Genomic DNA, 21325 nt, shown 5'->3' on the forward strand with positions numbered 1-21325 from the left:
CGGTGCATTGCCTAACTTATGTTCAAATAAATGATTGCTATGCACCGAAGAAATTTTCTGCAGCAATCCGGTAGCCTTATCGCCGGATCGCTGATTGCCGAATCTGTACTGGGCAACGAAAACCTTACCGCTCCTTTTGCCAAAAAACGTATTGCCATGGTAGGTACGGGTGTACGTGGTATCGGCATGTGGGGCAAGCCTGTGATCCAGGAATTTGCCGATCATGTTGAATTTGTTGGTTTGTGCGATATCAACCCGGGCCGCGTGGAAACTGCGAAGAAAGCGCTGGGCCTCTCCTGCCCTACTTTCACCGACTTCGATAAAATGATGAAGGAATTAAAGCCCGACAAATTGCTGGTGATGACTGTTGATGGTACGCACCATGAGTTTATTATCAAGGGTATGGAATATGGCGCCGACATCATTACAGAAAAGCCCATGACCATCGATGAAGCAAAATGTCAGGCCATTCTCGATGCTGAAAAGAAAACCGGCAAGAAGGTAACGGTGACTTTCAACTATCGTTACTCTCCGCACCGCCAAAAGATCTACGAGTTACTACGCAATGATACTATCGGAAAGATCACTTCCGTGGACTTCCACTGGTACCTCAATACCTCGCATGGAGCCGACTATTTCCGCCGCTGGCACCGCCTGCGTAAGAACGGGGGTTCTCTGTTGGTGCATAAGGCTACCCACCACTTCGACCTGCTGAACTGGTGGATCAACTCTGAGCCCGAACAAGTTTTCGCCTACGGGGCACTTGAGCATTATGGAAAGAATAATTCATTCCGCCATACGCACTGCCGTCCCTGCCCACACAAGAAGGAGTGTAAATTCTACTGGGATATGACGAAGAATAAAAGCCTGATGGAGTTGTATGCCGACAATGAACAATATGATGGCTACCACCGTGATGGCTGTGTGTGGAAGGAGGATATCGACATTTTCGATAAGATGGCTGTGCAGATCCGCTATGCCAACAAAGTGCAGGTGAGTTATTCGCTCACGGCTTACTCGCCTTATGAGGGTTACCGCATTGCTTTCAATGGCACCAAGGGCAGGATCGATACATGGATCAAAGAAAGTCAGCCCTGGGAAGAGGAGCCTTATGATGAGATCCAGGTGACGGCTAATTTTGGCAAGCGGGAGATCATCCGTGTTCCGAATAATGAAGCTGGCCATGGTGGCGGTGATACGCGTTTGCGGAAACAGGTGTTTACGCCGGGCGCCGATCCTTACCACCAATCTGCCGGTAGCCGCGATGGGGCTATGTCGTGTCTTATTGGTATTGCTGCCCGCAATAGTATCGATACCGGCAAGCCGGTGTCTATTGCCGATCTGACTTCGCTGAAGCCGAAGGAGGCAAGGGTTTAATTTATTAATTATTTGTTTGATACGCACAGCTTGTAATGGGCTGTGCTTTTTTGTTTAAAGTGGATTGGGCTAAAGCCCATCGAAAATTGGTGTGCCTTTCTCCCGGCCCTAAAGGGCCGGGCAATTCCCTATACATTGATATGCCTTTGCTTCGAATGCTTTTGCTTCGCAAGCAGATTTCTCACTGCGCCGTTGCAGACTGCTATTTACAGTCGCGAATGGCTCCGTTCGAAATGACAAAGAAGGGTGAGCTACATTCGAAATGACAGTGTAAAGGACTATATTTATTCCCTAAAATTTCCTGCATGAGAAAATCTCTTATTGCTCTGCTGTGCGGCTTAGTACCCCTATTGGCCGCAGAGGCGCAGCAAGACTACAGTAATTATCAACAATTGTCTAATCGCGTACAGGCTTTATCCAAGCAGTACCCACAACTGGCTACCGTAAAATCTATCGTCAAGACTACCGGTAATAAGGATGCCTGGATGATCTCCATTGGTAGTGGCAACATCGCCTCCAAACCTGCCATCGCCATCGTGGGTGGCGTGGAAGGCAGCCACCTGCTGGGCACCGAGCTGGCCATCGGTTTTGCCGAGGACCTGCTGAAAGGCAGTGGTACCGACAGCATCAAAGCATTACTGAGCAAGACCACTTTTTACGTATTTCCCAATATGAGCCCCGACGCCACGGAGCAGTTTTTTGCCAAGCTCAAATATGAGCGTCAAGGCAACGCCACCGAGACTGACGATGACCGCGATGGTAAAGTGAATGAGGATGGTTATGATGACCTCGATGGAAACGGCAAAATTTCCTGGATACGGATACCTTCTCCGCTCGGTAATTACAAGCTGCATCCTGATGATGCGCGTGTCTTGATCAAGACTGATGTTTCCAAGGGCGAAAAAGGCACTTACCTGCTTTTGAGCGAGGGCATCGATAATGATAAGGATGGCCAATTTAATGAAGATGGCGAAGGTGGCGTGTGGTTCAATAAGAATTTTACTTACAAACATCCTTCTTTCTCTCAAGGTGCTGGTGAATTTCCCGTATCTGAAAAAGAATCAAGGGCTATTGCCGATGTATTGTTTGATCTGCCTAACGTATATGCTTTGATCAGCTTTGGCAGTAACAACAATCTTTCTACTCCCGTGGCTTACAATGCCGGCGCGGCCAATCAACGTATTGTTGCAGGCTATCTCGAAGCTGATGCTAAAGCCAATTCACTAGTATCTGAGTTATATAATAAGGTAACCAACATGAAGGATGCACCTAAGACAACGCCTGCCGGTGGTGATTTTCTTTCATGGGGTTATTATCATTATGCGCGTTATAGCTTCAGTACTCCCGGCTGGTTTGTACCCAAGGCTAAACCAGATACTGCCAAGAAGGAAAAGGCTTTATCAGTTGATGATCCTACTGCTAATTACCTACGCTGGGCAGCTCAGCAAGGTATTACCAATTCTTTTACGGAATGGAAGGCAGTGCAGCATCCTGACTTTGCCGGCAAGACCGTGGAAGTGGGCGGTGTCGATCCTTTCGTATTGATCAACCCTCCTTTCAAGTTCGTTGCCGATATTGTAAAGAAGCATACTGATTTTGTGGTAAAGCTGGCTGCTTATCAGCCTGAGCTCGATATCCTGAATGTGAAAACAGAGAAGCTGGGCAACGGTCTTACCCGTGTGACGCTCGAAGTTGCCAACAAGGGTTTACTGGCTTCTCATACGAAACTGGGTGAAAGGAGTTACTGGATCAAACGTATTCAGGTGAAGGTTAATACTACCGGTAATCAATCTGTGATCAGCGGTCGTAAGGTTCAACTGTTGAATACACTGGAAGGGCTCAGTTCTCAACAGCTTACCTGGCTTATTAAAGGCAGTGGCAAGGTAACTATTGAAGCCGGGAGCCCGACTACCGGTTCTGCGACTACTAACATCACTCTCTAAATCTGACTATTTATGAAACTCAATATAAACGCTTTTATTTTTTCTTGTGCTGCTGTAGTGGCGGGCATGACCGCGCATGCGCAACAACCTAACCAGGTATTTAAAGGAGCCGGCAGTCCAGTGAATCCTAAAGTACCTATGAGCTGGAACAGGTATAATGATCATGCAGGCATTTCCGATATCTGTAAAAAGATCGCTGCTGCGCATCCTGATCTCTGCAAGCTGGAGTCGATCGGCAAATCTTTTCAGGGTCGCGATCTGTGGTGTATGACCATCAGTGATTTCAAAAAGGGTGGTGATGTAAACCGCAAACCTGCTATGTATATCGATGGTAATATTCACTCGAATGAAGTGCAGGGTAGTGAGTTTGCGCTGTACACTGCGTGGTACCTCACCGAATCATTTGGCGATGTGAAGTACATCCAGGAGTTACTGGCTGATAAAACTTTTTATATCGTTCCTACCATCAATCCCGATGCCCGGGACAACTTCTTTCATGAGGCGAATACTGCCAGTTCTCCCCGCTCGGGCCTCATTCCCGTAGATAATGACCGTGATGGCGCCGTAGATGAAGATGGCTATGACGACCTAGACAAGGATGGCCACATCGTGATGATGCGCCGCAAAAATCCCAATGGCCGCTGGAAGCAGGATGCTAAAGATCCCCGCCGCATGGTCCAGGTAGGTCCTGAGGAGAAGGGCGACTATGAATTGCTGGGTCAGGAAGGTATTGACAATGATGGTGACGGCCTCGTGAATGAAGATGGTTATACTTTCGAATATGACCCTAACCGTGACTGGGGCTGGGGATGGCAGCCTAACTATATTCAGGGTGGCGCTTATAAATATCCTTTCTCTTTGCCTGAGAACAGGGCCGTGATGGAATTTGTGATGAAGCACCCGAATATCGCTGCTGCTCAATCTTATCACAACTCCGGTGGTATGATCCTTCGTGGTCCCGGCGGTCAGGAAGATGTGGGTACTTATAATGCCAATGATGTGCGTATTTATGATGTGCTGGGCAAGAAGGGTGAAGAGTTGCTACCCGGTTATCGCTATTTAGTCGTTTATAAAGATCTTTATTCCGCTTATGGCGGTGAGCTTGATTGGTTTTATGGTGGCCGGGGTATTTATACATTCTCTAATGAGTTGTGGACTTCTTACCTGATGTTTAACAAGGGGAATGACGATGATGACAACTCTGGCGTAGATCCCGCCTATCAGTTTGACCGTTATTTATTATTTAAAGATGCTTTTGTAGAGTGGCATGAATATAATCACCCGCAATATGGAAAGATCGAGATCGGTGGCTTCAAGAAGAACTTTGGCCGCATGCACCCCGGCTTCCTGATGGAGAGTGATGCGCACCGCAATATGTCGTTCAGCATCTTCCATTGTTACCAAACGCCGAAGTTGTCTATCGACTCTATTGCTGAAAAAGACCTGGGTGACGGCTTGCGGGAGATCACTGCGGTAATTGCCAACGAACGTATCATCCCTACACACGCCAGCCAGGATCTGAAATTCAAGATCGAGCGTCCGGATTATATCAGCTTAACAGGTGTGAAGGTATTGGCAAGCATGGTGGTTGACAACCGCGATCTGAATATCACCACTGAACAGCAAACTAATCCTTCGACTATCGAGGTTGCCAATATTGGTGGTCAAAGTACTGTTACCGTTCGGTGGATCGTGCAGGGCAGCGGGAAGTATACGATCGCTGTTGATAGTAAGAAGGGCGGATTGGTGAGCAGGACAAAATAGCTTCGAGCAGCGAGCTTTGAGCTACGAGCAAATACACTTTTGAGACGCACAAGTCAGAGGCTTGTAAATAGGCTCACTCGCCAGAGGCGAGCGAGTGAAATGCACTTTTGAGATACCTATGAATGTCATTGAAACGATACATCTTTTTCCGGTGCTGGATCAGAAGCTGGTCGAGCTGTTGCGGTCGTTGACGCCGGAGGAATGGAACCGGCCTACGGTGGCAAAACTGTGGACGGTAAAGGATGTAGCTGCTCATATTCTTGATACGCATTTGCGTACGTTGTCTATTGCCCGGGATGGTTATTTCGGTGACCCTCCGGGCAATATTCAATCTTACCAAGACCTGGTCGATTATCTGAACAGGGTGAATGCCGACTGGGTTGCGGCTTGTAAACGCCTTAGCCCGGCCGTGTTGACCGACCTGCTGGAAGAGCATTGTGCCAAGGCAAGTGCCTATATGGCTACACTCGACCCTACTGGCAATGCCATCTTTTCTGTTGGTTGGGCCGGTGAGGCTGTATCGGCCAACTGGTTCCACATTGCGCGTGAATACACGGAGAAGTGGCACCACCAACAGCAGATCCGCGATGCAGTGAATAAACCGGGGATCATGACCGCGGAATTATATCATCCTTTTCTCGATACCTTTATGCGGGCATTGCCTTTTACTTATCGCAATACGCCGGCTGCAGAAGGCACCGTATTGCAGTTTACGCTTACGGGTGAAGGTGGCGGCGATTGGTACCTGATCAAAAAGACTGCAGGCTGGGAACTAGTTCAAAAGCCTGCCCCCTCTCCTGCCGCGTATACGACTATCGATGGCAGCATTGCCTGGAAGTTGTTTTCCAAGAGCTGGCGCCGGCAAGATGTGTTGCAGTATGTTAGCATTGATGGCAATCAGCAGTTAGGTAATGTGGTGTTGGATATGGTTTCTGTAATGGCATAAACATTTGTTTTATGAATAAAGTCAACCTTGCAGAGAAGTTTGCTACTTTTTCGGAGCACTGGAGTCCGAAGATCGTGGGTGAGTTGAATGGTCAGCATGTGAAACTGGTGAAGTTTCAGGGGCCTTTTACCTGGCATCATCATGAGCATGAGGATGAAATGTTCCTGGTAGTGAAAGGATGTTTTATTATGGAGTTCCGGGATAAGAACGTCGTGCTTAATGAAGGCGAATTTCTTATTGTGCCGCGTGGTGTAGAGCATCGTCCCAATGCACCGGAAGAAGTAGAGGTGTTGTTGTTTGAACCGGCAGGCACGCTTAATACGGGTAATGTGGAGAATGAGTTTACGAAGAAGAACCTGCAAACATTGTAAGTTCTGCAGACTCTCCCTCTAAACACGTTTTCAACACATTTTTGCTTCGATAGCAGATTTCTCACTGCGCCATTACAACCTGCTCTTTACAGTCCCGAATGGCTACGTTCGAAATGACAGAAAGGATGATCACTGTTTCAATGGTAATACAATTACGAAGGTAGTTCCTACGCCTTCTTTACTGCGGGCGGTGATGATGCCGCCGTGTTTTTCGATGATCTTACGGGTGATAGCCAGGCCGATGCCCGTGCCTTCGTATTGTTCCTGCGTGTGCAGGCGCTGAAACAGGGTAAATATCTTGGCCAGGAAGCGTTCGTTGAATCCTATTCCATTATCGCTTACTTCGATGCGACACCAGGTGCCCATCGCATCTTCGGCTGCATCAAATGAACGGGATACTATCCGCTGGGCACTTATACGTATCTGGGGCACAACTTCCTTGCGTGTAAATTTCAGTGCATTGCTGATCAGGTTCTGGAATACCTGACGCATTTGTCCTTGCACTCCCTCAATCATGCAGAGGTTTTCCACCTTAACTTCTGCTTGCTTATCTGCCACCACCACTTCGAGGTCGGACAATATTTCCTGTACGGTAACTGTAAGATCGATCGTCTCAAATACTTCTGTCTGTGAGAGTCTTGAATAGTTCAGCAAATCTTCGATCAGCCGCATCATCCGTTGGGACGATTTGATGATCCGATTTACCAGGTCGGATGCTTTAGACTCTTTATCTTTCAGGTAAGAGTCTTTGATCATATTACTGAAGATATAGATCTTACGTGTGGGCTCTTTCAGGTCATGGCTGGCCACGAATGCGTATTGCAACAATTCGGTGTTACTTTTCTCCAACTCTTTATTGGCCAGTTGCAATTCTTCTGTTCTTTCTTTCACCCGCTGTTCCAATATATCTGTAGCTACTTTACGTTCATGGATCTCGAGAATATTGCCTACCCAAAGGCTCAGGTCGTTGCTTTCGTTCATCATCGGCCTTGCCTGGAGTTGTTGCCAACGGTATTGTCCATCGAATCGGCGCATGAGGAGTTCTATGGAGAATTCTGTTTTGTCCTGTAATGCTTTTTGCCAGGCGCCCTGATAGGCTCCTATGTAATCCGGATGGATACAAACTTCCAATCCTTTCTCGAGCATTTCTTCTTCACTGACGCCTGTGTATTCAGGAAACTGGAGGTTGGCAAATTCCATGGCTCCTTTTGAGCTGGCAGTCCACACGATCATGGGTATGGAGTCGGCCAGGAACTCTTTCTGTTCACGGTTTACCAATGCGCTTCGTTCTGCCTCGCGCAGGCTCGTAATATCCATCATGCTGCCCAGCATGCGGAATGGGGTACTGTATTCATCCTGCAGCAGGTTGCCGCGATCCAATATATGTGCATAAGTTCCGTTTCCTTTGAGGAAACGGTATTCTACCGACCACTTGTTTTCTTTATTGTTGATGATCTTGTTGAATAGCTCGTTCACACGTGTTCTATCTTCCGGGTGAATGCGTTGCACCCAGAAACTACGCAATAAGGGTACTTCTTCTTTGTTGTATTCAAATAACTGGTAGAAGGTATCGCTATACCATATTGTATTGTCGGTGAGGCTCCAATCCCAAATGGCATCATTGGTGGCTTGTGAAATAAGGCGGAAGCGTTCTTCACTACCTGAGAGCTCGCGTGTACGCTCTCTTACTTTCTCTTCCAGCTCCCGGTTCAATTGTTTAAGGGTATCCTTGGCGATCACTAACTCACTGTAGCTTTTGCGCAGGCGTTGCTCTGCATCTTTCTTTTCTGTTATATCTGTATAGGTTATGATGATGCCATCCATCATTTTTACGGCTATCATTTCATAGATCACCGCCTGATCGCCCAGTGTGATATTGCATTCGTCGTGGTATACCTTATTGTCTTCTACTACCTTCACCAGTTTATGGAACAGACCATTGTGGCAGAGGTGTGGAAAGTCGTATTTCAATGAATGGCCATTGACGCCGGGACTATTATATGCCAATAAAGCATCGGCCGCCTTATTGGATGTCAACAGGTGGAAGTCGGCAATTTCGTTGGATGCGCTTCGCTGAGACCTGAATGCTATAATGGCATTGAGGGTGGAGTTGAATATACCTGATATAATATTGTCCAGGCTCTTGATCATGGATATATCGATAAAGGAGATTACTGCTCCATCGATCTTTTTATCTGAACGGATGTATGGGAAAACACGCATCACGGCACTGGTACGGTTATTAAGCCGCACTTCTTTCTCTATAAATTTCTTTGTTTTGAGGACGGACTTGATGTCTACCACCAATGTGCTGTGCTCGATATTGTTGGAGATGTGATCGATCGGGCGGCCGATATCTGTCTCAATCAGGTTGATCATTTTTACGGCGGCCGGGTTGAACTTTCGGATGCGCATATCTGCATCTACAAAGACCTGCCCAATATCTGTACTGCTAAAGTAGTTGTTGAGGTCATCGTTCAGCTCGATCAGCTCTTTGATCTTCAGCTGGTGTTCGGTATTGAGGGTGTGCAACTCCTCGTTCAATGACTGTAATTCTTCGTTGGAGCTTTGGAGTTCTTCGTTGGCGCTCAATAGCTCTTCATTCGAACTCTGCAGTTCTTCGTTGGCAGTTTCCAGCCCTTCAACTGCTATCTGGAGGTTCATCCGGCTTTCCTGTAGTTCTTCCTGCAACTCCAGTATCAACGTCTGGCTATCGGGTGTGAATTGCTGACGTGACACTTCTGTGTCGTCGGTTACCGTGTCGGTCGTTTCCCATAGTACTACCAGTGTATAAGGGCTTTTCTCTGGTGGGTATGGGACAATGATGGCATTGATCAATACCGGCTGATCATCTCTACGGGCACGAATGGCTCTTGTTCTTATTTTCTTGTTGTCTTTCCAGGCCTTGCGCACGGCAGTATTCATAGCCACTGCCAGCTCGGGCAGGAGCATCTTTAGCATGTTGAAATTCAACCTGCGTTCCGGTAAGGACAGGTAGCGGGTAAAGTCCCCTACTGCGTCTTTTACTTCGTATTTGCGATCGATGTATAGTGCTGCGTATTTGTTTTCATCGGCCATCAGGTCTTTGAATGCTTCTGCCAACGTCAGGTTGTCCTGCTTTTTACTGAACGCGGGCAGCAATGGCATCTCTACTTTGGTTAGCGGAGTTGCACTGCGAGACGAACGTACCGGGTTGTATGATGAACTGGCGTACGGTTGTTTTCTCAATCCCAGCTTTCTGAATACCTTCCATTTCCCTTCTGCTTCAACATAGTTCTCTTTCAGGGTGGACAAATGCTCACTCGTGCCCAGGAACAGAAATCCATTTACGCGCAGGGAAAAGTCGAGTATCTCCAATACTTTTTGCTGCAGGGTGCCGTCCATGTATATCAGCATGTTGCGGCAGCTTACCAGGTCGTTGTGTATGAAAGGGGGATCTTTCAGGACATTGTGCCTGGCAAATACAACGCTTTTCCGAATGCGCGGAATGATAATGTATTTTTTGCCTTCTTTCCTGAAGTATTCTTCCAACAGGTCTTTGTCAATGTCTTTTTCTATGGACAAAGGATATGCTCCCTTTCCTGCATATTCTATGGCTGCTTCATCGAGATCGGTAGCGAATATTTTTATATCCAACTGCAGGTTGTGGTCTTTAATGTATCGATCAACCAGCATGGCCAGTGAATAGGCTTCTTCTCCCGTGCTGCAGGCATTCACCCATATTTTGATTAGCTCTCCGGGTTGTTTTGTCTTCACTACTTCCGGCAACACTTTAGTGCTGATGGCATTGTAGGCGTCTTTATCACGAAAGAAGCGGGTGACGCCTATCAGGAAGTTCTTGTATAATGCGTTGGACTCCTCAGGGTTTTGTGTGAGGTAGGCTAAGTACTCTTCGATGGTGTTGAGCTGCAGGCGCGACATCCGTTTTTCTACACGCCGCATAATAGTTGCCGGCTTGTATGCCTGGAAGTCGTTGCCTGTATTGAGTTTAACCAGGTGGATGATCTCCTGCAATTGTTCTGCTTGTGTTTGCGGCACCTTATGGCCGTTATCACGTAATATATCTACGTTGGCATAGTTGATGATCTCTGCCGGCATTTGCGCAGGTGATAATACAAAGTCGGCACTCCCGCCGTTGATGGCGCTATTGGGCATGCCATCGAAGCGGGCTGTTTCCGGCGTCTGCACCAGTACCATACCTCCGGCTTTCTTGATGGCATCGACTCCTCTTGTTCCGTCAGACCCTGTACCCGACAGGATAATGGCTATTGCCTGCCTGCCTTTATCGCGCGCCAGGGAATGTAGAAATGCGTCGATGGCTGTATTGGGTGTTTTATCATGTGATTTTTGGACCAGCTGCACTTTTCCGTGCTTGATGGTCATTACTTTATTATTGGGTATAACGTATACACATCTTTTTTTCAATACCACATTGTGCTCGGCTTCCAATACATTCATACGGGTATGTTTGGATACCAATTCTACGAGCAGGCTTTTGTAATCGGGCGACAAATGTTGTATGATCACAAAGGAAAAGTTCCCGGCATCTGGCATATTATCGAAGAATTCATGGATGGCTTCCAATCCTCCTGCCGACGCGCCTATGGCAATCACATACCCTGATTCATTCAGGGGTTCTTTTACCGCTCCATTGCTATTGCTACTTTTATGTATACCGTTTTGTCGTTTCATTTTTGTTAAAATGCGTGCTTCTTAACCATGTATTCCAACACGAAATTCCTGAACGTTTCTGCCATCTCTAACTCATACGACTTCCATGCCAGCGAGGTGTGTTTAACTGTCTGCTGCCAAACGGCAAATGAGTTACGGGGGTGATAATGAATGTTATCTGCTTCAAAAGTAATTGCCCCGGAAGGATCTCCACCCCAATTGATGGATTGTATTACTTCGGGCCTGAAGGCGATGATGTATTCGCGCTTCTCGGGATTGATGGGCAGACATAATATACCGCTGCCGACATTGGCAAAGTTTGCAGCTTCATCATAGACCAATGGCAGGCTGTCCTGGTGGTATAATTTAGTGATATTGTTACTAAAGAGCCATAATGCCAATTCCCTGATCTCGTTCTTAGCGGGCGTGACACCAATTGTATCCACTCTTTTTTCTGAGAGTATGACTGCTCCTTTTGCTCCCAGCATATCAAGGACTGTAACCGGGTGCTGGGTAAGTCCTTCGAGCAGATCATCACTTTTATATACTTGTTCCACCAGTTTTGCATATACTTCCTGCAAGGATGCCAAAGCATTGAATCTTTCTTTGTTGAGCAGTGAAGATACTTTTCCTGATATTATGTTGGATAAAAATTCCAGTACCGCACAGGTTTCGAATGACAGGTATCTTGGTGTACGGTGATGACAGGACATCAGTCCCCACAGTTTATCGTCTTTAATGATACGGATGGACATGGAGGCCATGATCTTCATGTTCTTCATGTATTCCAGGTGAACGGCAGCAACTGCACGTTTATCGCAGTCGGACAGGTCGGTAAAGTTTTGTGTTACCGGATTGATCACCGGGTATAATCCCACTGGTTGTGCATCGCGGTTTGGAATGAGCCGGTAAGGATTGCGCAGGTACAGGTTGCGTACCTGCTGCGGAATATCTGAGGCAGGAAATGTAAGTCCGAGATAGCTATCCATTCCTTCTTCCATTACTTCTGCGAGGACTGTACCATTCCAATTTTCATCGAACCGATAGACCAGGACTTTATCAAAGTCAGACACGCGTTTTATTTCTGCAGCAGCAATCTGACAAATCTCTTGTATATCTCCGGCCTGCTCCATAGCTACCATGGCATGTTTCACATCGAGGTAGATGGTGGTGAAAGATGTTTCCTGGAGCTGCTCTGATTCCAAGTCCAGCTCAATGAGCAGACAATCTTCTTTTCGATGGATCATGGCCAGATAGTCCTGTTGTATGTTGCCCTGGTGAAAGGTGAGCGTATAAGGCAATTTTTGGGGCTGGGTACCTTCAAATTTTTTTTTCACATCGGTGAGTTGGGCAGGCGTCACATATTCTGTCAAGAAGGTTTCAACCAGTTCAGGGGCACTTTTTTGTAGAATTTTTTCTACGTTTTCACTAGCCTGTTGAATGGAAAAGTCGTTATAATTGACCACCAGCAACACAGCGTGGGGCTGAATAAGATTGATCTTATGTAAGGGCAGGCTCCCGCAAAAGGTGGAGTCATAGTTTTTTTTACTCATTCTTTCTTACCTGTTTTGATTGTTTTTTAACCAATGATGGAAGGATTGGAAGGTGTCGTTAGCCCCATTTATGAGGGCCGTACGCTGTTCGTCGCTGGTAATAAACCCGTTCGTATACTGCTTAAAACGCTCCCATTTTTCCATCGTTTCTGTACCATATCCCTGGAAAAACTGCAGGGTATTATCGGGTAATCCGGCAATTTTTCCTTTCACCATTTTTGCAATTATAGAACCGCCCAGGGTAGATCCTTCAAATACATACATCGCGCCCAAAGCCGCAGCTGTATTGGTTATGGTGGGAAGTTGAGTACAAAGCGGAATGCTGGTTTTGTCCGGCTGCAGGGCGTCGATATCCTGCTGCAAAAGGTTGGATTTACGTCGCTCGCTCAGATCGGGTACCACCTTTTCGACCAGGGGCAGCATGTTGCTTTCGAGTGGTTGGTAAAACCCGTAAAAGGATTGGAGAAGATTGGTGTATTGATCGATGGACTGCATGGATTTGATCTCCTGCACCATCCATTTTTCGAGTTGCTGGTGTAGCGGTAAAGTCTCTTCCTTTAACCGGTCGGTAACCATTGGACGAGGGGGTTATTGTTTTATGAAATAGATTTCCGGCGGGTAATATTTCATAAACAATGCCATTTTTGAGAATGGCAGTCCGGGGTCGCGATCATCCTCCTGTATTGGCTCCCGCCACCTGGTAGTCTCCTGGAGGCCTTCCCTGGTTTTTACTGTTTTTGTCATGTATGCATTTGTACAGTTCGTGGCGCTGCCCACCAACGGCAAACACTTTGCGCATGCGCTCCCGCTGTCCTTTGGTGAAGAGGTACATGGCTTCGTCATCTACATAATCCATGAAGTTCATGAACATGTTGCTATGGCCGCAGGATATCTGGGGATATGTCGGGCTTCCAAAATAGCGCGTACTGGCGCTGGGGGTATCGTCTACAAAGTCGGTGGCACCGCAGCCATCGAACTCTCCAAAGATGTGCACCAGGTTGAGCCAATGTCCTATTTCATGGGTGGCTGTACGTCCCAGTGTGTGCCCTGGGGTTAATGGCCCTACCGTTCCGAATGCACGGGGATCGATGATCACGCCATCTATTTGTGCGTCGGCGCCGGGGTAACTTGAATAGCCGGCCAGGCCCAGTGCTCCAGCGGGGTCAGACATTTCGGCTACCCATATATTGAGGTAGCGATCTGCCGGCCATGCATCACTGCCACCATCTTCGGTATGGAACAGTTTTAAATCTTCTACCGGTATATTACCTGAAGGATTGTTGCCGTTCCACCCATCTACCGGTGTGGCCACCCTGATGATGCCATTGGTGGTGTGGCCAGCAGGGTCTTTATCTGCCAATATGAATTCGATCCCCGCATCTGCTGCGAGGGAAACGAACTCTCCTGGTATTTTCACCTGGTCTGCATTGGCCTTCCGGAAGTCGGCATTGAGCACGGCCAGCTGTGTATTGATCTTTTCTGCCGATATATTAAATTCTTCTTTAGTATAGAGTACATGTACTACCACGGGTATCCGAACAACCTCTTCTTCGGGAATGGTCGTTGGGACAGGAGGTTCGGGACTATGGCCGGGCTTTACGCATCCTCCTATTATCAGCGTGACTGATATTACCAGGGGAATTATACATAGGCGAGGACAGCAGGTTTGGGTCATGATCAGGGTTGTTGGGAATGCAGGGTATTTCTCTTGTGTCAAACGCTCCAGGCTCTTCTGCAAAATAAGCAGTTATGACCAGCTTTTGATGAAATTCGCTGCTTGTTTGTTTACGTTAGATAAGAAATTATAATTGACCGGTTGTACCTCCCCACTCTTCCGGCGCCAGGTCGGCTATAGACTGAGAGAATGTCCAGATGTGACCGCCAATATCTTCGATGGTGTATTGCTTTTCTCCATAGGGATAATCAGTTGGCGCCTGCAGGATGTTTGCACCCTGTTGTTTTGCGTGCTCATAATGGGTTTCTACATCAGCTATGCGTACCATGATGGAGTGTGCCGGTGTATTTACAGTTGCCGCGGTGTTGCTTTGCCCCGCATCAACCGGGCGTTGCTGCGTTAGCGCAACGGCACCATCGCCGAATGCCATTTGCGCCCTGTGAGTGCCCACCCGCCAGCGTTCAGTGAAACCGAAAGTTCTGTGCAACCATTCGATGGCTTCCGGTACACTGGGATAGCCCAATACAGGGATGATGGAACAGGAAGGCATGGTGCGGTTGACCGGTAGCTGATGTGTTGGCTTATCCATGTGACTAAGTTACCTATTCAGCTGATTTTTTAAATACCTTTAGCAAAACAAAAGATCATGAGAGCATTTTTAGGCATGGGGCTTTTAGGAGCCAATTTTGTACAGGCTTTACTCAAGAAGGGCGTACCGGTAAATGTATGGAACAGGACTGCCGCCAAGGCTACCGCGCTGGAAACAGCCGGTGCTAAAGCTTTTGCCAATGTAGTGGACGCAGTAAAAGGGGCTGAGATCATTCATGTAACACTTAAAGACGATGCTTCGGTGAACGAAGTACTGGAGATTGCCAGTGCAGGCTTTCAACCGGGCGCGATTATAATCGATCATACCACTACTTCTGTCGATGGCGCTATAGAAAGGACAAAAGTCTGGAAAGCGCGTGGCTTTACTTATTTGCATGCGCCTGTATTTATGGGGCCTATCAACGCACTGGAAAGCACCGGCAGCATGTTGGTGTCGGGTGACCAGACGGTTATTACCAAGCACACTCCTATTCTTTCGGAAATGACTGGTAAGCTTATCAATTTCGGTGACGAAGAGGGTAAAGCTGCCGGAATAAAGCTCACGGGTAATTGCTTCCTGGTAACTTTCACTGCAGGACTTGCCGATACGCTTGCACTGGCCAAGGCTTTACATATACCGATCAAGGATGTGGCTGCGTTGTTTGATATGTGGAACCCGGCTGCGATGCTGCCCGCCCGCTTGCAACGCATGACTTCCGGCACATACAACAGGCCTTCGTGGGAGTTGAATATGGCACGGAAGGATACTCAATTGTTTATCGAGGCTGCCGAGAAGGGCGGTATGAACCTCGCCATGATCCCTGGTATTGCTGCTGCGATGGATCGCTTCATCGAGCGTGGCCATGGCAATGACGACTGGAGTGTTATCGGCAAGGATTCGCTTTAATGGTGCATTACCAGTGTCGGTGTTATTTTCTCCACGTAATAATTTGGTTCTGGAACTGCAGATGCTTTGTTGTTCATTATTTGCATCAGCAGTTCCATTGCTTTTTTGCCCTGACCATAGGGATATTGTTCTATAGAAGCCAATGGCGGATAGGCAGTATAATTGGTAATGGGCAAGTTGGCGTAACTCACAAAGGCTATGTCTTTGTTGATGCGTACCTGCTGCTGTTCTGCATATTGCACGGCATCCATGTGCACGTAGTCGTTGAAGGTGATGATGGCATGCGGCCGGTTTTTCAACGACAATAGTTTCTTCATGGCCAGGTGGGTACTCTCCTTAGATAGGTCAGTATTTTCTACCATCTGCATGTCTATTTTCAGTTTCTGCCGGGAAACACCTTCGAGATAGCCTTTCAATCTTTCTTTACTGGCCGGTAGTTTATCTGGTCCATTGATAAATGCCACGCGGCGATAGCCTCTGTTGAAGAGCCATTTCACCATTTCTGTGGTGCCCTGGTAAAGATCGCAGTATACTTTGTGCACGTCTTCCATGGTAGGCACACGATCGAAATAGACAACCGGTATGTCGAACTTGTCTAATGCCTGGAGGTGTTCGTATTTATTGGTTTGCTTTGATAACGAAATAATGAGGCCGTCTACTCTTTGTTTTTTCATGGCATCCACTACCTGCTTCTCCCGATCGGGGTTGTCGTAACTCTGTCCGAAAAGGATGGTATAGTCGTGCTCCATAGCGGCTGCTTCGATGCCGCTGATAGCTTCCGAGAAAAACTCTTCCCTGATGTATGGAAGGACCACCCCTACAATGAAAGTTTTGCGTTGTTTAAAAAAGATGGCTTTGGCATTTGGCTCGTAGTTGAGCTCTTTGGCCAGTGCCCGCACTTTTATTTTTGTGCCCAACCCGATACGCGGATGATCGCTCAACGCCCGTGATACGGTGGAAACCGACACGTTCAGCCGTCGGGCTATCTCTTTTACTGTTGGTAGTTTGTTGTCCATTGCATCGTTTTAGTTATTGAAACTGCAGGTGTCCAAAATCTTTTGGCACGTGGAAGTTGGGTTCGGGTGCATCGATCTGCGTCCAGCTTACATAGTGTGGCTCAGGAAGGAGATCTCCACATTTGTAAAAGTTGCCCCGGCATTGTTTTCCGGATAAGACGAGGGGCTGGTGATGGATGAATACTGATACCGGAATACAAAGTAATAGTTCCCACTGCACCGTCGTATCCGGCTGCCGGACAATTGTTGTCTTTGTTGTTATTTGTTGCACGATATGCGCCGGCAACATATTTCGTTCAGCCTTAGATGGTCCGTATCCTACTAAAGCGGTACCTATGCAATTGAATTCGAGGTTATAATAGCCTGCTTCATCAAAGCCGATGAAGCATTCCACACAGCTGTCCTGCCATACTTTTCCATTTACCTGGTTAGTCGTTGCGCGGATAGCTTTTTCCGATACAAAATATTTAAGGAAAATGTGTGTGTCGTGATAGCCCATAGCAAAGTGAACGGTTGGCTTGTATGGGTACGATTGCCAGGGTGTTTCGGCAATGATTTGTTTGGTCAGGGCATTTAGAGCCTGCTCCTGCTGCGTGATGTCCTGTACATCTTTTATAGAGAGACGGGGGATTGAAAGTTTCTTCATGGTAGTTTTTCAAAGTCTATTTCCGGATGTTTATTGCTGACAGGCCTTACAAATGTGCTTTTAGAGGCTGTGTATTGATTGAAGAAGCCACAGTTCTTCAGGAAGAAGTGGTTGCCTTCTACACCGCCAGCATAATCTTTCCGATACCCTTTGGCTGCGGTATTGTCGTAAGTAAAGCCTGCTTTATTCAACGTAAGCCAGTTGCCTTTTATATCCCGTATCCACTGGTTACTGAATAACACTTTGCGCTCTTTGTCGCCTTGTTCGGGAATGAAGTTTTCGAGGAAGGAATGTAGCCTGGTTAGGTGTTTGCTGGTCCTGGGTCGTTTGAAGGAAGCGATCAACATCCACTTGTTTTGCTCCGGGTCATGGAACCATGCCGTGTAGGTCGTATTGTTATTGTTGTCAGGTACACCTCTTAGTAAAAATCCATAAGTCAAGCCTGCTTTCCAGGGAAAACGGAGGTAACTCTGTCCGCCCGATCCTTCGTTGCCAAACTCTCCCGTATATACCTGTTCTCCTTTTTTGAGCATGGTGATGCGCATGTCTTCAGGAATGCTTTTGGGGTCGTCGGTCGTATAAGGGCTCCACACCGAGAAGAGTATTCTTCTTTCAATAGCTGAATTGACCTGAATGCCGAAGTATCCTTCTGCAAATCCATTGGCCATATAATAGGAACCAATAACATCCTGTCCTGCCGGTACCGTGATCTCGTTGTAAAACCATTCGGCCTGTATCGTGTCTACGAAAGGATAATTCAAATGAACGGACGGACCGCGACGTCCCCAATAGAAGAAATTGCCTTCATTGTTCTTTACAAAGGCTGTGGCTTCATTGATAGCTGTACCATTGAGCTCGTAATCGCTGATATCGGCAAAGTAGTCGCCTTGTTTATCTACTCCTGATAGCTGGATGACAATATAGCCGGTATCTTTGAGTGTCCACTCTCCTACTGTTATCCATTGGGCAGCGGCGCTATTTACTTTTACGGTATGTTGTTTTCCTCCGATCGAGAAGGCAAGTGTGCAAGGTTGCGCGGCTTTCCCTTTTAGTTTTATCTGCATCGTGCCCGGTGTGTTGATGCGTACCCAGGTAGTGAAGGTTGTCGTTTTATCGCTCCAGTTCTCAATTCCGTTGGAAGTGAGCAGGCGTTGTTTGCCCGTTTGGCCGTGAACCCAGGTATTGCCACCGAGTGGCAGTTGAACGGGGTCTGTTGCCGCAGTGACATAGCTATTGACCAGGATTGTTAGTAGCAGAATTGATAGCCTCATTGCAGCTAAAGGTAGCTATATCTCCTGCTGATTGGCTGTGGCTGACACAATTTTGCACAATCGGTTGAATCAATCGGTTGCGTGAATGACTGTATTTTGTATTTTCATAGGTAATATGTTATCACGTTCGTTCCGCCTGTTTTTGTTTATCCTTTTATGTGTCTCCCCGATTGCCATGCAAGCCCAGCAACAGGAAGACTATTCGGTGCTGGATATGCTGGACTCCAACTTTACGCAGTTTACAGCCAGCCGTCAGCAACCCGACCTTTTCCTGCATATCGATAAGACTGTTTATGTACGGAATGAAAATATTTGGTTTACTGCTTATATCCTGAGTCCAGGCCCGCTGGCTCCGCAACACACGCTGCATACACTGCTGATCGAAGAAGCTTCTAAAAAGATACTTGCTTCCGAGCGTTTTATCATCGAGTCCGGCATGGGCGGCGGCGCTCTTTTTCTGCCGGATAGTTTGCCGGCCGGTGAATACCGGCTGCTGGCTTATACGAATAGTTATCTAAATCATCCGCAGCAATCTATTTTTCAACAATCCATCAGTATACGGGCCGGAGAGGCTACCACGTTTAAATTATCTCCCTTACCGGCAACAGCTTCAACGCTGACAGCTGACTCTGTTCATTTTGGCTATAAAGTGCTTACCGGTTACGGGGGACTGGCCAGCGGTGGTGAGGTTTCTTATACATTGCAGACTGATGGTACTGTCTTACAAACCGGCCGCAAAAAGATCAATCCTTTCGGTGAAGTTAATTTCAGTTTGCCACGTGCTCAATCTTTCGACAAGCGGGTTCAACTGGAGGCTACTGTAACAAGGGAAAAAGATAAGCAGATCATCAAATCTATGGTACCGCTGTTTCAGGATATAGCTATTATCAAATTGTATCCTGAAGGCGGCAATCCTGTGCATGACCATCCTTCCAAAATGGCTATCGAAATCAAAAACGGGCAACGTGTTCCCATCGCCACCAAGGGGCAATTGATGGCTGATGGCAAGTTCGTAGCTCAGTTTCAAACTGACTTGTATGGCATAGGTGTTATGGATTGGGTGCCGCAGGAAGGTAAAGTGTATACAATACGAATAGCTGACAGTACCAAACAGCTCACCTATCGTTTTCCATCGGTTGCGACCCGTGGCTATAGTCTTCATGTACGGGAAGCAGTTGTGGAGGACTCTACTTTTCAGATCGATATCGGCACTCCCGGCAAAAGTATCTTTCATTTGATGGTGCATAATTACCGGAATGTTTTCTTTGCTGGGATTCTGCGCTCCAACGACAAGCTTGCTTCTTTACGCCTCTCCACTGCTGACATGCCGGAGGGAGTGGTAACGGTCACATTGTTTGACGACAAGGGTATTCCAAGGGCCGAACGGGCTGTATATATTGAAAAATCACCTCCCGTTCAAGTGCAGTTGATCACAGACTCTGCTGTTTATCATCATCGAGCCAAGCTGGAGCTAAAGGTTAAAATAACCAACAGTAAAGGTGAGCCGGTAAAGTCGTTGTTCTCGCTGGCTTGTGTACTGTCCTCACGACTGGACTCGACACGTGCGGCAGACATTGTACGTTTTGCACATTATGATCGTTTTTTACCCTCCCCGGAGGCCATGCCTGGAAATGCTTATTATAGTACGCCCGAAAATATCGAGCAGGTACTGCTGACGCGGTATTGGACAAGGTATAAGTGGGAAGAGATAAATGCTTCGCCGCGTTATGTAGCTTCTGAAGAAAAGATATGTGATGTGGGGCATGTTTTTTTCAGGGATAAGCCTGCAAAGAAACCTGTATCGCTGATGATCATTAGTGGCAAAAACACTTTTACTCTTAATACAGATTCGTCAGGTTATTTCGAATTGCCTTCCCAGGCGTTGCAAACGGAGTCGGGCAAAAAGGTAATTATTCTCGTGAGTGATAATAAAAATTTTAAAGAATATTCTGTGAGGATGCAAAACACCTGTGGCGTGGTAGACACTGGCTTGTCCAAAGTTTCATGGCCAGAAGCAGGTTATGTTACTGCAGAATTATCGGTGCAGGAACAGGAACATCTGAAGAAAGCTTTGCAGGCGGTAGTGGTGGTAGCCAAAAAGCAGAACAGCTATTATGATGTTTATAAGAGCACCAGTTGCAATGACTGGGTTTGTATGTATAATATTCTCAACTGCCGCAATCACCCTACGGGCTCGCTACCTGTTTCGGGACAAATGTATATGTACCAGGGACGGACGGTAAGGTATGAAGGGTGTCAGGGTGCAGAGCCTCGTGGTTTTATGCAACAGGTGAATGGCACTTCCTGGCCCAAGGAGTTTTATGTGGCCGATTATGAAAAGTTCAACCCAACAGCTCCAGAGGTGATGTCAACTGTTTTCTGGACGTATAAGGTGATGACTGATGAAAAGGGCGAGGCTACGCTGCACTTTTCAACCAATGACCTCAATGGGCGGTTTATTTGTGTGTTGCAGGGTTATAGTGATGAAGGTGTGATCAGTGGAAGAACTTTTTTCCGGGTTACGGACAATTGATAAGCTGCGAGCAATGGCTATTTCTTGTGTTTGTATTGATCATGGTATTAGTTGTGGATTTCAT

Annotated in this window: 15 protein-coding genes; 7 read left to right on the top strand and 8 right to left on the bottom strand. The window is 47.1% G+C overall.

The features are described 5' to 3' along the window. The first annotated feature begins 39 nt into the window (after positions 1–39). The 5 genes from AC5JBY_RS31780 (at position 40) to AC5JBY_RS31800 (ending at position 6401) form a co-directional block, all read left to right on the top strand. Positions 40–1377: a Gfo/Idh/MocA family oxidoreductase gene (locus AC5JBY_RS31780; protein WP_495908738.1), complete on the top strand. Its 1338-nt coding sequence runs from the start codon at positions 40–42 to the stop codon at positions 1375–1377. Between the two features lie 305 nt (positions 1378–1682). Further along, positions 1683–3320 carry a M14 family metallopeptidase gene (locus AC5JBY_RS31785; protein WP_495908739.1) on the top strand — a complete coding sequence of 546 codons (1638 nt, stop codon included), beginning with the start codon at positions 1683–1685 and terminating at the stop codon, positions 3318–3320. 12 nt (positions 3321–3332) lie between these two features. Continuing rightward, positions 3333–5084, top strand: coding sequence for a M14 family metallopeptidase (locus AC5JBY_RS31790; protein WP_495908740.1), 1752 nt, complete (start codon positions 3333–3335; stop codon positions 5082–5084). 118 nt (positions 5085–5202) lie between these two features. After that, the gene (locus AC5JBY_RS31795; RefSeq protein ID WP_495908741.1) at positions 5203–6030 is read left to right on the top strand and encodes a maleylpyruvate isomerase family mycothiol-dependent enzyme; all 828 of its coding nucleotides are present in this window, start codon (positions 5203–5205) and stop codon (positions 6028–6030) included. Between the two features lie 11 nt (positions 6031–6041). Then, the gene (locus tag AC5JBY_RS31800; RefSeq protein WP_495908742.1) at positions 6042–6401 is read left to right on the top strand and encodes a cupin domain-containing protein; all 360 of its coding nucleotides are present in this window, start codon (positions 6042–6044) and stop codon (positions 6399–6401) included. A gap of 129 nt (positions 6402–6530) precedes the next feature. Here AC5JBY_RS31800 and AC5JBY_RS31805 read toward each other — a convergent pair whose 3' ends face one another. From AC5JBY_RS31805 to AC5JBY_RS31825, 5 genes are all read right to left on the bottom strand, one after another. Beyond that, entirely contained in the window at positions 6531–11093 is a 4563-nt protein-coding gene (locus AC5JBY_RS31805) for a chemotaxis protein CheB (RefSeq protein WP_495908743.1), read from the bottom strand. A gap of 5 nt (positions 11094–11098) precedes the next feature. Then, positions 11099–12625 (bottom strand): GAF domain-containing protein, encoded by a 1527-nt coding sequence (locus AC5JBY_RS31810; protein ID WP_495908744.1) that lies wholly within the window; start codon positions 12623–12625, stop codon positions 11099–11101. A 6-nt stretch (positions 12626–12631) separates the two neighbouring features. Then, complete coding sequence (locus AC5JBY_RS31815) at positions 12632–13201, bottom strand: biliverdin-producing heme oxygenase (RefSeq protein WP_495908745.1); 570 nt, start codon at positions 13199–13201, stop codon at positions 12632–12634. Positions 13202–13295: 94 nt separating this feature from the next. Further along, positions 13296–14363, bottom strand: coding sequence for a M43 family zinc metalloprotease (locus AC5JBY_RS31820; protein WP_495908746.1), 1068 nt, complete (start codon positions 14361–14363; stop codon positions 13296–13298). 64 nt (positions 14364–14427) lie between these two features. Next, on the bottom strand, positions 14428–14889 hold the full coding sequence (locus AC5JBY_RS31825; protein WP_495908747.1) for a VOC family protein: 462 nt from the start codon (positions 14887–14889) through the stop codon (positions 14428–14430). Between the two features lie 57 nt (positions 14890–14946). Here AC5JBY_RS31825 and AC5JBY_RS31830 point away from each other — a divergent pair, with 57 nt between their 5' ends. After that, on the top strand, positions 14947–15795 hold the full coding sequence (locus AC5JBY_RS31830) for an NAD(P)-dependent oxidoreductase (protein ID WP_495908748.1): 849 nt from the start codon (positions 14947–14949) through the stop codon (positions 15793–15795). Here AC5JBY_RS31830 and AC5JBY_RS31835 read toward each other — a convergent pair. From AC5JBY_RS31835 to AC5JBY_RS31845, 3 genes are read right to left on the bottom strand one after another with little or no spacing between them, the layout of a single operon-like run. After that, positions 15792–16811 carry a LacI family DNA-binding transcriptional regulator gene (locus AC5JBY_RS31835; RefSeq protein ID WP_495908749.1) on the bottom strand — a complete coding sequence of 340 codons (1020 nt, stop codon included), beginning with the start codon at positions 16809–16811 and terminating at the stop codon, positions 15792–15794. The genes AC5JBY_RS31830 and AC5JBY_RS31835 overlap by 4 nt on opposite strands. A 13-nt stretch (positions 16812–16824) precedes the next feature. Then, positions 16825–17457 carry a carbohydrate-binding family 9-like protein gene (locus AC5JBY_RS31840; protein WP_495908750.1) on the bottom strand — a complete coding sequence of 211 codons (633 nt, stop codon included), beginning with the start codon at positions 17455–17457 and terminating at the stop codon, positions 16825–16827. After that, on the bottom strand, positions 17454–18728 hold the full coding sequence (locus tag AC5JBY_RS31845; RefSeq protein WP_495908751.1) for a DUF3472 domain-containing protein: 1275 nt from the start codon (positions 18726–18728) through the stop codon (positions 17454–17456). The genes AC5JBY_RS31840 and AC5JBY_RS31845 overlap by 4 nt, the downstream gene beginning before the upstream one ends. A gap of 175 nt (positions 18729–18903) precedes the next feature. On the opposite strand from AC5JBY_RS31845, the gene AC5JBY_RS31850 reads away from it, so the two are divergent. Continuing rightward, the gene (locus AC5JBY_RS31850) at positions 18904–21261 is read left to right on the top strand and encodes a hypothetical protein (protein ID WP_495908752.1); all 2358 of its coding nucleotides are present in this window, start codon (positions 18904–18906) and stop codon (positions 21259–21261) included. Positions 21262–21325: the final 64 nt, after the last annotated feature.

This window comes from Paraflavitalea sp., assembly GCF_059502485.1.